We start from the raw sequence: 14,563 nt of genomic DNA on the forward strand, positions 1-14,563 counted from the left end.
GTCTATACAACTTGGTGAACGGAGCACCCCCATGCCCGTACCGAAACGCGCCCTGGCGCTCTCCATCCCCGCCGCCGTAACCGCGTTCGTCGCCCTGCTGTTCACCCTGGTCTCGGTGCCGGCCTCGGCCGCCGCCGCGCTGACCGTCGCCCAGGCGATCAGCAGCCAGACCGGTGCCAGCGGCACCGTCGCCGGGTACATCGTCGGTGAGCCGACCGCGACCAGCACGGTCCGGTTCAGCGATTTCACCGGTGACACGGCCCTGGCCATCGCCGACAGCAAGAGCGAGACCAGCACCACCAAGATGCTGTACGTCCAGATCACCGCCGCCTACCGGTCGTCCTTCGGCCTGCTCAGCAATCCGTCCCTGGTCGGCAAGGCGCTGACCGTCACGGGCACGCTCACCGCGTACTTCTCGCACGCCGGTCTCAAGTCCCCGACCGCGATGAGCCTGGGCACCACCGCGACCACCAGCCCCACCACCACCGCCACACCAACCGCCACCAGCAGCACCGACGCCTACTACGCCGCCGCGGCCGGCAAATCCGGCGCCAGCCTGAAAGCCGCACTGCACACGATCATCTCGACCGGAGTGACCAAGCTGTCCTACGACGGGGTCTGGAACGCGCTCAAGGTCACCGACCAGGACCCGTCCAACTCGAGCAACGTCATCCTGCTCTACTCCGGGATCAGCCGCTCCAAGTCACTCAACGGCGGCGACTCCGGCGACTGGAACCGGGAACACGTCTGGGCCAAGTCGCACGGCGACTTCGGCACCTCCGCCGGGCCCGGCACCGACCTGCACCACCTGCGGCCCGAAGACGTCGCGGTCAACGCCCTGCGCGACAACAAGGACTTCGACACCGGTGGCAGCGCGGCCACCGGCGCCCCGGGCAACTACACCGACTCCGACTCCTGGGAGCCGCGCAACGCCGTCAAGGGCGACGTCGCCCGCATGATCTTCTACATGGCGGTCCGCTACCAGGGCGACGACTCCTGGCCCGACCTGGAGGTCAACGACTCGGTCAGCAACGGCTCGAACCCGTACCTCGGACGGCTGTCGGTCCTGAAGCAGTGGAACACCCAGGACCCGCCGGACGCCTTCGAGAAGAACCGCAACCAGATCATCTACAGCACGTACCAGCACAACCGGAACCCGTTCATCGACCACCCGGAGTGGGTATCGTCGATCTTCGGCTGACCTGACCACATCGGAGGCGCGCGTGATCCACCTCGAAGAGTTCGACGGCGTCACCGTGGTCCGGCTGGACCACGGCAAGGTCAACGCCCTCGACCTCGAACTGCTCGAGCGGATCACCGCGACCTTCACCGAACTGGACGCGGGCCCGTCCCGGGCCGTGGTGCTCACCGGCACCGGGCGGGCCTTCTCCGCCGGCGTCGACCTCCGGCGGATCATCGACGGCGGCGCCGGCTACGTGCACGCGTTCCTGCCCGCCCTGGACGCGGCGTTCCTCGCCGTCTTCACCCTCGGCAAACCGGTGGTGGCCGCACTCAACGGCCACGCCATCGCGGGCGGCGCGATCCTCGCCGCCGCCTGCGACCACCGGATCATGGCAACCGGCACCGGCACGATCGGCGTCACGGAACTGCCCGTCGGCGTGCCGTTCCCGGCGACCGCGCTGGAGATCCTCACCCACGCGTACGGCGCACCACCGGCCCGCCGCGCGGTCTTCGCCGGCGACACCCTGGACCCGCCCGCCGCCCTCGCCGACGGCCGGGTCGACGAACTGTCGCCCCCGGACACCCTGGTGGCGACCGCGGTGGAGCGGGCTCAGGGTCTGGCCGCGACGACCACACCGGAGGTATTCCGGCTCACCAAGGAGCAGTTGCGGGTGCCGGATCGGCAGCGCCCGGCCGCCGATCCCCGGGTGCTGCAGCTCTGGTTACGCGCCGCCGAGGACGGCACCCTGCAGCGCTACCTGACCTCCCTCGGCTCACGTTAGAAAGCCGGTCGCCGGCCGGTGGCGGTGGGCTGGGCAGCTTGCGATACGGCGGAAAGACGCGCCTGGCTCCTGGCGCGGTGGCCAACCGGCTCGGCGGCCGCCCGCAGCGGGCATCCGGTGTCCACCCGGGCGTCCAGGTCGGCTCGGAGGGCGGCGAGCTCGGCCATGCGGGCGTCGATGACCTGGATCTTCTCCGCGAACAGCGCGGACAGGGCCGCGGCGGAGTCCGGCGCATCGCGCAGTTCCTTGAGGTGCCGGGTGATCTCGGCCAGCGAGAACCCGAGCGTCTGGGCCGTGCGGACATAATGCAACCAGGGCACCGTCTCGGGCGGGAAGTCGCGATAGCCGTTGGCCAGCCGCCGGCCCTCTACGAGACCGACCTTCTCGTAGAACCGGATGGCATCCGTGGTCATCCCGGCTTCCGCGGCCAGCTCTCCGATTCGCATGACCGTTACCGTTCAGTGCGCTCTAGTGAGTGCATGATCGGTAGTCCTACCTTGCGGTGGGACGGTCCCGGTCTGACCGACGGTTGTCGTGCCGGGTTCACGCTTCACGGCCACCTGCCCGCGTGCGCGGGTCTTCTGGTCGGCTCCACGTGCAGCCACCGGGCCACTCCCGGCGGTGTCGTACTCGGCCGCGAGGGCGGCCAGGTTGAGTGAGGCGTTGCGGTCGCGGTCGATGACCAGGCCGCACGCGTCGCAGGTGTATTCACGCTCGTGCAGGGCGAGCTTGGTTTTCACCGCGCCGCAGCCTGAGCAGGTTTTCGAGGACGGGTACCAGCGGTCGGCCATCAGCAGCCGGCCACCGTTCCATCCGGCCTTGTACGCCAGTTGCCGGCGCAGCTCAGCAAATCCGGCGTCGGCGATGTGCCGCGCCAAGCGCCGGTTTGCCAACATACCGATCACGTTGAGGTCCTCAACCACGACCGTGGCGTGCGTCCCGGCGAGACGGGTGGTGAGTTTGTGCAGGCCGTCGCGGCGCAGGTTCGCCACACGGGTGTGCGCGCGGCCGAGCCGGGCCGCCGCGCGGTCCCAGCGTTTCGACGGCCGCCGGCCGGCCCTGCGATCGGGTCCGGTCTTGCGTGCCAGCGCCCGGCCGAGCGAACGCAGCCTTGCCTGCGCTGCCACCAGGTGGCGCGGGTTGTCGACCACCTCGCCGGTCGACAGGACCGCGAGGTGCTTAATGCCGACGTCCACACCGACCACCGAAGCGGGCCGGGCCGGTACGCATTCGGCACGCTCGACCTCGACGGTGAACGCGACGTGCCAGCGGCCGCCGCCGCGGCGCACCGTGGCGGACATGATCCGGGCGGTGTCGGCCTCGACGCGGCGGGCGAGTTTGCGGGCCGACTCGTGCAGCTTCAGCCGGCCCAGCCGGGGCAGAACGATGTGCATGCGGTCCGGCTCGATGCGGATCGCGCCGGTGGTGAACCGCACCGACGGTGTCGTGCGGCGCCGGGACTTGAACCGCGGGAAGCCGACCGGCCGGCCCGCGCGTTTGCCGGTGCGGGAGTCTGCCCAGTTCTTCAGCCCACGGGCAAGCGCGTCCAGGCCGGTGCTGAACGCCTCCTTGGACACTTCACCCCACCACGGCGCGACGTCGGCCTTGACGGCGTTCCACGCCTTGCGCAGGGCGGGCAAGGTCCACGACATGCTCGCGGTGAGCTGGTCGTCCGCGATGCCGTACGAGCGTTCCGCGGTGCGCTGGTCCATGACCGCCTTGACCCTGGCAAGAGCCCAGTTGTGGGCGACGCGGGCGGCCCCGGCGTGCGCGTACACGTCGCGTTCCTGGCCAGGGGTGAGGTCGAGTGCGTACCGGTACGCCTGGATCGTCTTCACGCCGGGTCGTCCGTGGTGGCTGCCTCCACGGCGCGGCGGACGCGGTTCGCAGCGGCTCGGCGTCCGTAGAGACGGGCACAGAGCGACGTCAGGATCTCGGTCACATCCCGCACGAGGTCGTCGTCGACCTCGGCCGGGGCGACCACGAGCAGCCGCCGGCCCTGCGCGCTCAGCGCGGCCTCGACGTACTCGGCGCCGAAGCGAGCGAACCGGTCCCGGCGCTCGACCACAATGGTCGTCACGGCCGGGTCCCGCAGCAGCGCAAGGAACTTCTTACAGTGCCCGTCGAACGCCGACCCGACCTCCGTGACCACCCGGTCGACGGCGAGTTTCTGGCCGGTGGCCCACACCGTGACCCGGGCGACCTGCCGGTCCAGGTCCGGCTTCTGACCGGCCGACGACACCCGGGCGTACACCACGACCTGCCCGGCATCCGGGCTCGCACCCGTCAACGGCTCCCCGACCATGATCAGACGCCCGAGCCGGTACGCAGGAACGGGCAGCGTCCCGGACTCGTATCGCCGCCGCGCGGTCGCGTACGAGACGCCGGTCGCCGCCGCCCACTCCTTCAGATTCACACCGCCACTATAGAAGACTAATGAGCACTATTGACGACCGGCGTACCAGCAGCTGGCAACCCTCTACCAGATCGTGGGCTTGACCTTGGAGCGTACTCCAATGTCTACCGTCGGGCGGTCACCGCCGGAGACCACCTGGAGCGTTGCCGTGATGCGTCCTTCCGCCCCTTCCCACCCCGCCTACCTGCGCGTCGTGCGCGCGAGCGCCTGGTACGACCTCATCGTCACGGTGGGGTTCGCGACGCCGTGGACGTACACGCTGCTGCACGGCGCGCTGTCGTCGCTGGGCGGCGCGCTCGGGCTCGGTGTCCTGCCCGCCCTCGACCCGATCCAGATCCTGTACGCGAATCTGATGGGCTCGGTCGTCACCGTCTGGGCCCTGCTGCGCATCGCCAGGCCGCTGCCGGTGCACGGAGCGGCCGACGGCCTCGCCCGCGCGCTGTTCGCGATGTGGCAGGCCTATGCCCTGGCCCACGGCGCCTTCCGGCTGCTGTGGCTGTTCTTCGTCGTCGAGGTGGCGTTCGGCCTGGTCCAGATTGTGCCGTGGTTGAGAACCAGTGATGCCTCCACGAGTACGACACCGGCCGACCGCCCGCGCCAAAGCACTCGGTAGTCGATCAGTTGCCTTGAGTGCGCATGCTGAAATCGTGGCTGATTGGATGAATGCGGCGAAGCCGACCGGCTTCCGACGTACACGATGGGGCATGTGGGTGACCGGGACGCTTCTGGTCGCCGCCGTGATGCTACTGGCGACCCTGCCGCTGGCAGCACTTTCGGCGACAACGCTGCCGTGGGGCAGGCTCGCCGACGTGGGCGATGCCCTCGGTGGCGTCTCGGCCGCACTGTCCGCGCTAGCGCTCAGCGGGGTCGGCGCGTCGCTGCTCTTCCAGCAGCGACAGATCCGGCAAGAACTGACCGCCCTCGACCGACAGCAGCACCTGGAACTGCTGAAGCTCGCTATCGACCACCCGGAACTGCTCGAGGTGTTTGACAGCCACATGGCTACCAATGAATATGCGCGTCACGAGATCTACGCCAACCTCAACATGAGCTACTGGATGACGATCTGGCAACTCGGCGAGATCGACGATGGCGAGCTGCGTCGATTGGCCGCGCGCCTGTTTCAAAGTGAAATATCGCGCCGGTGGTGGGGACGCATCGGTGCAACGTGGACCGGCACCCGGAATCGGCCGCAACGTAGGCGCTTCCTGGAGATCGTCACCGCGGAGTACCAGGCTGCTGTGGCGGCCGGTGACACTCCGGCGATGCCCGTGGCCCGAGCATCTCGAGCTGCTCGGGGCACAGCACTGACGATCTCCGGGCTCGTCCTCGTGGCCGCCACGGTGGTGATCAGCCGCGGCCGTCGACGCCCGGCGCTCCGCCCTTACTCGTCCTCGGGCAGGGTATCGCCCAGCCCGAGGACGAACCGGCGCCACTGATCCAGTGGAACTCCAAGGATCGCGTCGGGGCGAGTGGAGTTGCGTAGCAGAACGCGATCGCCGACGCGGGCAGCCTCCACGCAGTGATGGCCGTCGGGGCATCGCGAGCTGCGAATCCAGCGGAGATCTGACATGAACTCTCTCTTTCACTCGGGTCTTGCAATATGCGTGCTGCCGGAGAACACGAAAGGGCGGCGCCGGAACGTGATGTTCCGTGCACCGCCCTTCGACTGATCGATGGACGAGACGAACTGTGCAGTCAGGCAGCCGAGGGCGAGGGGACACCGCCCGGCTGGATCGGCGGCGTAACAGTGCCGGTGGGCGTAGGTGCGGCCGTAGGCGCCGCTATCGGTGCTCCGGTGGCCGTCGGCACGGCTGTGGCCTCGGTGGGATGATCGGGTTCGCCAGGAACGTCGCCGGCGGGTGGCCCCGGTTCCCCGACCGGCGTCTGGGCCGGCTCCGGCGCGACGGGAGCCGCGGACGGCGCGTCGGCCGACGCCGGGAGCGGAGTTCCGGGCCTGAACCGTCCGCCCAGCACCGGACAGCCGTCCTTTCGACCGCTCCGCTCTACGTACACCTTCAGGTTCGCCGGCACAGTGGCGGCCATTTTGACCTGTCGCTGCTCGCCGCGGTTCAACTTGACCTCGGCTGCCTCCGGAGGCGCCCCCGAGGCGTGCCGGACCAGATTCCATCGACACGCGTCACCGTCCGGGTCGGACTGCAGCGAGACGACGAACTCCTCGTGCGGCCGCGCGTCCACGGCCACCTGATATTCGAGACGTGCGGGGGCCTTCTCACCGCCTCTGGCGGTTGACCGCCCATGGGTCGACGGCGCCCGTGAGAACCTCGCGTAGGTCGGGGGAAGAACCAGGGCTAACCGTCCGGACACCACGGGCCCCGGCTGCACCTGGCTCGAGCCCGGCATGGCGGCCTGTTGAGCCTGGGGTTCGGGCGGAGTTGTCCCGTTCTTGGACACGACGGCGACGCCGGCCGCACCGACGGCGAAAATCGCGGCGGCCACCGCCATCTTCACTCGTGGGCGCCGCCCGGACGACACCGAGATCGCCCTCGCGTTCTCGTCTGGCGCGAACCCAGCGCCGTCCGCGATCCGACTGCCACCGCTGACTTTCAGGACGATGACATCGGCCTCCGCCTCCGAAACCTCACACCGTGCGGCGAGTCGCAGGCAGTCGGTGGCCACCTCACGTTCCCCCCGGGCCCACAGCCATCGGCCGATCCCATAAACATCCATTCCCGCTGCTCTTCGCAGCACGTCGAGTTCCTCCGAGCCTCCGGGGGTAACGGTGCCGTCGGCAGGCTCATGCCCTCGAGGCAGCGAAATCATCTGACGGCGCCTTTCTTCCGGTTGGCGAGCATCGGTCACTCAACCGCCTCTATTGCCTCGGCGAGCCAAGAATCGAAATCCACCCTGGAAATATTCATGATCTTGACAGTCAATCCGGCCTTGAAACCCATCAGCCGATGCAACAGGTACACCCATCGATGCTCGACGGAAAGTTTGTTAAGAGCCCCCAGACAGCGGGGGCGGCACTTCGGCGGCAGCCGTTTGGATAATTCCGACAGAACGTCGATCGCCGGGCGCGGCCCAGGGATCGGGCAGGCGCAGCTGAGCGGATCTCCTCCGGTAGAGGCGGCATACGCCGCCCGCCAACAGGGCGCCACCGACTCCTTGGCAAAGGCGACTCGCGCAAAAAACTGACTTTTCCGGTCTCCCGCTTTCTCCGGCGGCTTATACTTCTCGACAGCTGCCCGCACGAATCGTTGATGATCACAGCCAGGCGGCATGGAATCACTCAACTGCTTGTTGACAAACTGATGGAAATTTGATCTCCACGGGCTTATATCCTTCCATTCATAAGATCTCAAAGACAGCCCCTAAAACACAACGAGGCCTGACCATCAGGTCAGGCCTCGTTGGCCACGCAGATTGCGAAGCCAAAAGGTATGCACACGCGTGAACGCCAGAACCTCACGCGCGGCACCAGCAATGTAGCACATAGCATCTCAAGACATACGAAGATGGACACTGGTGTCGAGGTCAGGCTTCCTTCGTCCACGATGGCAACCAAGCTGGCGCGACGACCTCACCCGAACTACCGGCCGATATGGCTTTGAGCCCCAGGCATGACGCCGTCCTCGGCCTTCCCACCAGGCAGGCTCTACCGCCGACTGCAGTGGTACCTGACATCCCTCAGCTCACGGTAGGATCCTCGGCTGTCCGGAAACGGCCACCAGGAACGGATGTCGGCGGCATGGCGAGGACTCGGCGGGGGCGCCAGGAGCAGGCGGAGCACACCCGCCGGCGGATCGTCCAGACGGCGGAGCGGCTCTTCGCCGAGCACGGCGTCTTCTCCGTCTCGAACCGGCAGATCAGCGAGGCCGCCGACCAGGGCAACAACGCCGCGGTCAACTACCACTTCGGCACCAAGTCCGACCTGGTCCGGGCGATCATCCGGTGGCATGCCGAGGGGATGGACGCGATCCGCGCCGAGTTGCTCGACCGGCATGCCGGGAGCCTCGAGTTGCGGGACTGGGTCACCTGCGTGGTGCGGCCGTTCACCGATCATCTGGCGGCGCTGGGCACGCCGACCTGGTATGCCCGCTTCGCCGCCCAGGTGATGACCGAGCCGCAGCTACGCGAGCTGGCCGTCACCGAGCTCGGCGACACCTCCACGCTGTTCACCGTCACCACCGAGCTGCACCGGTGCCTGCCTGATCTGCCGGCCGCGGTGCAGTGGGAACGCGACGACATGGCTCACACGTTGATAGTGCATTTCTGCGCGCAGCGGGAGCGGGCCGCCGACCCGCGATGGGCGGCCACCACGACGGTCCTGATCGACGCGATCGAGGGCCTTTATCGCGCTCCCGTCAGCGAGGGCTGACGGACGGTAGGCGCTTCGCTATTGTCCACAGTGGCCTGGATCACAGTTTAGATCAAGCAATTGCTTTAAAAGGAGGGCTTGGGTTGGCTCTCCGTACCGGACAGACCCGCGAAAGGCTCCCCCATGCCCGCATCCCCTCACCGCTACCGGCCCGACGAGCTCGGAGCCCTGCGCGCCAGGTATCAAGCGGAGCGTGACCGTCGTATCCGCCCGGAGGGAGCCGGCCAGTACCGGCGGGCGGCCGGCGAGTTCGGCTACTACGCCAAGGACCCGTACACCGAGTGGACCGAGCGGGCACCGGTCCACGACCGGGTCGAGGCGGCGGTGATCGGGGCCGGGTTCGGCGGGCTGCTGACCGGGGCGCGGCTGCGGCAGGCCGGGCTGCGCGACATCCGGATGATCGACGAGGCCGGCGACTTCGGCGGCACCTGGTACTGGAACCGCTACCCCGGCGTCCACTGCGACATCGAGGCGACCGTCTACATGCCGTTGCTGGAAGAGGTCGGCTACGTCCCGAAGTGGCGGTACGCGCCCGGCGAGGAGATCCGCCAGCACGCCGTCGCGATCGCCAAGCAGTTCGACCTGTACGCCGACACGATGTTCCACACCCGGGTCATCGAGCTGCGCTGGGACGACGAGGCCGCCGAGTGGACGGTGAAGACCGACCGCGGCGACGAGTTCCGCGCCCGCTACGTCGTGATCGGCTCCGGCACCCTCACCCAGCCGAAGCTGCCCGGCATCCCGGGGATCGAGAAGTTCGCCGGGCACACCTTCCACACCAGCCGCTGGGATCACGGGTACGACCTGACCGGCAAGCGGGTGGCCGTGGTCGGCACCGGCGCCACCGGCGTCCAGGTCGTCCCCTCGATCGCCCCCGAGGTCGAGCACCTGTACGTCTTCCAGCGCACCCCGTCGTCGGTCGACGTCCGCGGCAACCGGCCGATCGACCCGGCGTGGGCGGCGACCCTGAAGCCGGGCTGGCAGCACGAGCGGATGGAGAACTTCCTTACCCTGGTCACCGGCGGTCACGTCGCGCAGGACCTGATCGACGACGGCTGGACCAGCACCGCCAAGCTGCAGCGGCAGATCCTCACCGGCACCCTGGACACCACGATCCCCGACGAGGAGCGCGACTACCTCGACGAGCTCGCCGACTTCCGCAAGATGGACGAGATCCGGGCTCGGGTCGACGAGATCGTCGAGGACCCGGCCACCGCGGAGATCCTCAAGCCGTGGTACCGGTACATGTGCAAGCGGCCCACGTTCAGCGACTTCTACCTGCAGACGTTCAACCGCCCGAACGTCACGCTGGTCGACACCGCCGACTTCGGCGGGATCACCGCGCTCACCGAGAACGCGATCGTGGTCGGCGAGCAGGAGTACGAGGTCGACTGCATCATCTTCGCGACCGGCTTCGAGGTCGGCATCTCCGGCGTGGTCTCCGGGACGCTCCCGGTCCACGGCCGCGACGGCATGCCGCTGCTCGGGTACTGGCGCAACGGCCCGCGTACGCTGCACGGCTTCTACAGCCACGGCTTCCCGAACCTGTTCCACCTCGGCTCGCTGCAGAACGCCGCGGCGGTGAACTTCACGCACGTGCTGCAGGAGCAGGCCACCCACATCGGGGCCGTGGTCGCCGAGGCCGCCCGGCGCGACGCCCGCTGGATCGAGCCGACCGCCGAGGCGGAGGAGCGGTGGGTCGCCACGATCCGGGAGACCGCGCCGAACAACTTCGACTTCCAGAGCGAGTGCACTCCCGGGTACTACAACGGCGAGGGCAAGCCGCGCCCGGTCAACAACTCGTTCGGCCCGGGTCCGACGGTCTTCCACGACCTGCTGCGCCACTGGCGCTCCTCGGGCGGCATGGACGAGGTGCTGCACGAGGGCTGAGCGGTCCAGGCTCGGCGGCACCCGCATCACCACCCGCCCGCTGCGGGCCGGCCGGTTCCTCCCGGCCGGCCGCCACCGGTGGACCGGGTCAGTCCTCGTCGTCGAGATCGTCGAGGTCGTCGTCGTAGTAGTCGAGATCATCGAGCTCCAGGCCGAAGTCGGCGAGCCACGCCTCGGCCTCCGCCCGGCGGTCGCGGGCCAGCAAACTCCTGGCGACGAGCAGCGCCGCGCTGTCCCGGGTCTCCGGCTCGGTGGCCAGCCGCCGGGCCGCCTCCTCGGCCTCGACATGGCGGTCGAGGCGCTGCAGCAGTCCGGCTTCGATCAGCCGCAACCGCGGCTGCTCACCCCAGGCCCGGGCTCGCTCGAGGGCCGCCTCGGGCCGCCCGGCGCGGGTCTCCAGCCAGCACAGCCGGTGCTGCGCGTCGACCAGTTCCCCATCGCGCAGCGCCCCGGCGGCGATCAGCTCATCGAGCCGCGCCACCAGCCGCGCCCACTCCTGCGGCACCTGGTGGACGCGGCGCAGCGAGCCGAGCAGAGCGTTCGCCTCCCCGGCCGCGTCTCCGGCCTCGCGGTGCAGGGCGGCCGCCGCCAGCATGTGCTCGAACGCCCGCGGGCCGTCGTGGGTCAGCGCTGCCGCCCGCTCCAGCAGGCCGGCCCGGGACGGAAGTCCGGCCGGCAGGTCCGGTTCGGCGAGCAGGTCGGTGATCATCGCGTACGCCGTGTCGCGCTGCCCCCAGGACCGGCCGTACAGCTCGACCAGCAGAAACCGGGCGACCGTCGACTCGGCGGTCAGGCCGGCCAGGGCGAGACTGCGCTGCGCCTCCTCGGCCGTCTCCGTCGCGTCGTCCCACTGGCCGGCGTTGCGCAGCGCGTACGCCACCTCCAGCCGCAACCGCGCGGCGCCGGCGGCGTCACCGGCCGCGGTCCGCACCGCGACCTCGCCGACCAGGTCGCCGACGGCGGCCTTCGCGGCGATCGGGCGCCCGCTCAGCACGGTCAGCGGCAGCTTCGCCACGATCGGGCCGGCGCTCAGCCGCTGCTCGATCCGGCCGCTCTGGTACGTGTTGCCGTTGCGCCGGTCGAACTCGGCCGCCAGCGAGCGGGCCCGAGCGGCCAGCTCGTCGTACGTCTCGGCGGCCGTGCTCGTCCACCGCCGGTCACCGCTGTCGGTGCGCCGCCGCACCGGCACGTCGCCGTGACCGGTATCGATCAGCCTGCGCAGCAGCAGCGCCCCGGCCGAGGCGAACTCCAGCGCGGCGAACGTCGAGGCGGGCCGGTCCAGCCACGGCAGGTGCCGCTCCAGAATGGGCAGACCGTGCTCCTGGTTGCCGGTCAGCGCGCAGAACTGCAGATGCAGGCCGATCAGCTCCAGGTAGTGCCGGTTCGCTCGGATCAGCGCGTACGCCTTGCGGTGCGCGGCGACCGCCTCGGCGGTACGGCCGGTCCGCAGGTACGGCAGCAGCAGCTGGCTGAGCATCTGCTGCGGCTGCTCGGTGCAGCCGCCCGACGCGTAGGGGCTGCCGACCCGCACGGCCTCCTCGAACTCGCCGAGGACCGTCAGGTACTCGACGTGGCTGGTCGGCACGCAGGCGGCGCAGTCGGAGAGACCGTCGCGGCGGGCGGTCAGCATCTCGCCGAACCAGCGGCCGGCCGCGTCCAGGTCACCCAGGTGCGCGGCGACCGCGCCCCGGTACTGGTAGACCGCGTGCAGGCTGTGGTTGCCCGCCCGGTAGCGGCGTTCCATGTCGTCGAGCAGGCCGATCGCCCGGTCCAGCGGGACTGCGGAGAACTGCGGCATCTGCCAGACGATCCACTTGAACCGCCAGAGCAGGCTGTGCTCGTCGTGCCGGCTGGTCACCTCGGGCTGCCGGTCGAACGTGGTCAGGCACCAGTGGAAGGCCATGAAGGACCGGGCGTACTCGCCGTGGTGGTGGAACTCGCTGATCGCGTTCATCCGCGCCCGGAACCCGAACGCCGTCTCCCCGGCCGCGTCGGCGTGCCGGAACACCGCGTCCAGCGCCGCGTACCGGGCCTGGTCGGAGCCCTGCCGGTAGGCGTCCTGCAACATCTGCTCGAGCGAAGTCACTTCTGCTGTCCCATCGCGCGGGTGAGCAGTCCCAGGAAGGACTGGTTGAAGGCGGCGGTCGCCGCCGGGGTGAGCGGCTGGCGGGCCAGCAGCAGCGCCTGCGTGAACAGGCCCTCGACGGCGAGCGCGGCGAGCTCCTCGTCGCCGGTGCTCATCGCCTGCCGGGCGAGCGGGTTGCGGTGGTTGAACACCAGCTGCGGGCGCTGTTCGGGGCCGCTGGTGAACGCGTCGTACAGCGACGCCCACAGGTCGTCGGAGTCGTCGCGGGCGCGGCGCAGGTCGCCCTGCAGCGCGGTATCGCCGTCCAGCAGGTACAGCGCGGGCAGGCTGGCCGGATCGAACGAGCGGACCACGACCTCGACGCCGTGGCGTTCCAGGACCCGCTGGGCGAGCGCGCGGAACGGGCGGACCTCCGCCTCACCGGCCGGGTCGAGGTGGTCGAGCCGCATCGTCAGGTCGGCGGGGTTGAGCACCTCGACCGCCACGTCGTCGACCGCGTCCGGCAGGCGGGGCAGCAACTGGTCGTCGTAGACGTATCCGGCGTTGATCAGCGGGATGCGCTGGGCTGCGGCGACCGTCGACATCTGCCGGAACTCGTCGGCCGACGCGGTGTAGCGGACGACGCCGTACCGGTCGGCGAACTCGGCGAGCGTGAGCTGGCCGACGTTCGTCTCGTACGGCCACCACTGATGGACCAGGCGCAGCATCTCGTCGTCGTGCACCGCCAAGGCCTTGACGCCCAGGTGGTGGATGGCGAGGAAGTCGCGCAGCCGGCGCGGGTCACCGGCGCCGAGCCGGGCCAGCCAGCCGCGCAGGTTGCCGCCGAGGCTCTGGCGGACCTCCTCGAGCAGGCTGTCGTCGTAGAGCGCCTCGCGGCTGGCGGTCGGCCGCAGCTCGGTGGTGTCGACGACGCACCGGACGAAGAACGCCCAGGACGGCAGCAGCCCCTCGATGCCCTCGGAGAGCAGCATCTGCTTGAGGTAGACCCGGTGCGCGACCCGCACGGCCGGGTTGGCCGGGGCCGGCAGGACGAAGGCGACACCGCGTACGCCGCCCTCCGGCGCCGCCAGGTCGATCACGTCGAACGGGACGAACCCGAACGCCTCCTGGGCGTACGCGGACAGCCGCGCCCACCGGGCGGCCGAGGTCTCCCCCGGTGCCTTCTCCCACGGCGGCAGGGCGGTGGTGACCGTGGCGTCGCCGACCCGGACGGTGAACGGCAGCATCGACCCGTACAGGCCGGCCAGTTCCCGGACGGTCCGCTCGGTCAGCCAGTGCTCCTCACCGGGCCGCGGCACCAGCGTGACGGTGGTGCCCGGCTCCGCCCGCTGCTCGCCCGGCAGCACGACCGTGTACCGGCCGTCGCTGTGCCCGGTCCAGAGCACCGTCGGGTGGTCGCCGCAGCGGGTCACCACCCGGATCTCGTCGGCGACCATGAAGCAGGAGAGCAGCCCGATGCCGAACTGGCCGAGGAACTCGTGCCGGGCGAACCCGAGATCGTCCCGCTTCGAGCTGCGCCCGATCGTCGCGAGCAGCTCGTGGACCTGGTTCTCGGTCAGGCCGATGCCGGTGTCGTGGATCCGCAGGGTCCGATCGCCGGTCCGCTCGGCCGGCTCGAACCGGATGCCGCCGTCGGCGCGCGGCTCGGACAGCCGCCGCGCGGTGATCGCGTCGACGGCGTTCTGCAGCAGTTCCCGCACGTAGACGCGGGGTGTCGCATAGAGGTGGTGGCTGAGCAGATCGACGACGCCACGCAGGTCGACCCGGAAGGTGTGACTCACGGCGGCATGCTATCGATCGAAGATCGTCCAAGCAGCCCCATTTCCGGCCGCCGATGCAGTGGTCCGCCGTAGCGGTGCCGGGAC

Annotated in this window: 13 protein-coding genes; 6 read left to right on the forward strand and 7 right to left on the reverse strand. The window is 69.7% G+C overall.

Translation table 11 applies throughout. The annotated features are described in order from the left end of the window. The first annotated feature begins 31 nt into the window (after window positions 1–31). Entirely contained in the window at window positions 32–1,201 is a 1,170-nt protein-coding gene (locus CHC09_RS27820) for an endonuclease (protein ID WP_089296173.1), read from the forward strand. Between the two features lie 22 nt (window positions 1,202–1,223). Then, window positions 1,224–1,964 (forward strand): enoyl-CoA hydratase/isomerase family protein, encoded by a 741-nt coding sequence (locus tag CHC09_RS27825; RefSeq protein ID WP_179277312.1) that lies wholly within the window; start codon window positions 1,224–1,226, stop codon window positions 1,962–1,964. Here CHC09_RS27825 and CHC09_RS27830 read toward each other — a convergent pair. The 3 genes from CHC09_RS27830 to CHC09_RS27840 are packed head-to-tail and all read right to left on the reverse strand — an operon-like array spanning window position 1,961 to window position 4,380. After that, on the reverse strand, window positions 1,961–2,410 hold the full coding sequence (locus CHC09_RS27830) for a MerR family transcriptional regulator (protein WP_089296175.1): 450 nt from the start codon (window positions 2,408–2,410) through the stop codon (window positions 1,961–1,963). The two genes, CHC09_RS27825 and CHC09_RS27830, sit on opposite strands and share 4 nt — an antisense overlap. Window positions 2,411–2,422: 12 nt before the next feature. Further along, window positions 2,423–3,802, reverse strand: a complete 1,380-nt coding sequence (gene tnpB, locus CHC09_RS27835) for an IS607 family element RNA-guided endonuclease TnpB (RefSeq protein WP_089296176.1) — start codon at window positions 3,800–3,802, stop codon at window positions 2,423–2,425. Next, window positions 3,799–4,380: an IS607 family transposase gene (locus tag CHC09_RS27840; protein ID WP_089296177.1), complete on the reverse strand. Its 582-nt coding sequence runs from the start codon at window positions 4,378–4,380 to the stop codon at window positions 3,799–3,801. Before CHC09_RS27840 ends, tnpB begins: the two co-directional genes overlap by 4 nt. Window positions 4,381–4,531: 151 nt before the next feature. Here CHC09_RS27840 and CHC09_RS27845 point away from each other — a divergent pair, with 151 nt between their 5' ends. Together CHC09_RS27845 and CHC09_RS27850 are read left to right on the forward strand one after the other, a co-directional pair. Further along, window positions 4,532–4,993, forward strand: coding sequence for a hypothetical protein (locus CHC09_RS27845; protein ID WP_179277313.1), 462 nt, complete (start codon window positions 4,532–4,534; stop codon window positions 4,991–4,993). Window positions 4,994–5,027: 34 nt separating this feature from the next. Then, window positions 5,028–5,819: a DUF6082 family protein gene (locus CHC09_RS27850; RefSeq protein ID WP_143232603.1), complete on the forward strand. Its 792-nt coding sequence runs from the start codon at window positions 5,028–5,030 to the stop codon at window positions 5,817–5,819. Here CHC09_RS27850 and CHC09_RS27855 read toward each other — a convergent pair. Both CHC09_RS27855 and CHC09_RS45455 read right to left on the reverse strand, forming a co-directional pair. After that, window positions 5,765–5,953, reverse strand: a complete 189-nt coding sequence (locus CHC09_RS27855; RefSeq protein WP_089296179.1) for a DUF397 domain-containing protein — start codon at window positions 5,951–5,953, stop codon at window positions 5,765–5,767. The genes CHC09_RS27850 and CHC09_RS27855 overlap by 55 nt on opposite strands. Window positions 5,954–7,199: 1,246 nt before the next feature. After that, entirely contained in the window at window positions 7,200–7,595 is a 396-nt protein-coding gene (locus CHC09_RS45455; protein WP_143232605.1) for a hypothetical protein, read from the reverse strand. 497 nt (window positions 7,596–8,092) lie between these two features. Between CHC09_RS45455 and CHC09_RS27860 the strand changes: the two genes are divergently transcribed. Together CHC09_RS27860 and CHC09_RS27865 are read left to right on the forward strand one after the other, a co-directional pair. Next, complete coding sequence (locus CHC09_RS27860) at window positions 8,093–8,722, forward strand: TetR/AcrR family transcriptional regulator (RefSeq protein ID WP_089296180.1); 630 nt, start codon at window positions 8,093–8,095, stop codon at window positions 8,720–8,722. A 123-nt stretch (window positions 8,723–8,845) separates the two neighbouring features. Then, window positions 8,846–10,612 carry a flavin-containing monooxygenase gene (locus tag CHC09_RS27865; RefSeq protein ID WP_089296181.1) on the forward strand — a complete coding sequence of 589 codons (1,767 nt, stop codon included), beginning with the start codon at window positions 8,846–8,848 and terminating at the stop codon, window positions 10,610–10,612. 88 nt (window positions 10,613–10,700) lie between these two features. On the opposite strand, the gene CHC09_RS27870 is transcribed toward CHC09_RS27865, so the two are convergent. Both CHC09_RS27870 and CHC09_RS27875 read right to left on the reverse strand, forming a co-directional pair. Continuing rightward, a complete protein-coding gene (locus CHC09_RS27870) occupies window positions 10,701–12,698 on the reverse strand; it encodes an RNA polymerase sigma factor (RefSeq protein WP_089296182.1) in 1,998 nt (665 codons plus the stop codon). Further along, on the reverse strand, window positions 12,695–14,479 hold the full coding sequence (locus tag CHC09_RS27875; protein WP_089296183.1) for an HSP90 family protein: 1,785 nt from the start codon (window positions 14,477–14,479) through the stop codon (window positions 12,695–12,697). Before CHC09_RS27875 ends, CHC09_RS27870 begins: the two co-directional genes overlap by 4 nt. Window positions 14,480–14,563 lie beyond the last annotated feature (84 nt).

It is taken from the genome of Actinoplanes regularis, from assembly GCF_900188005.1.
GTDB lineage: Bacteria > Actinomycetota > Actinomycetes > Mycobacteriales > Micromonosporaceae > Actinoplanes > Actinoplanes regularis.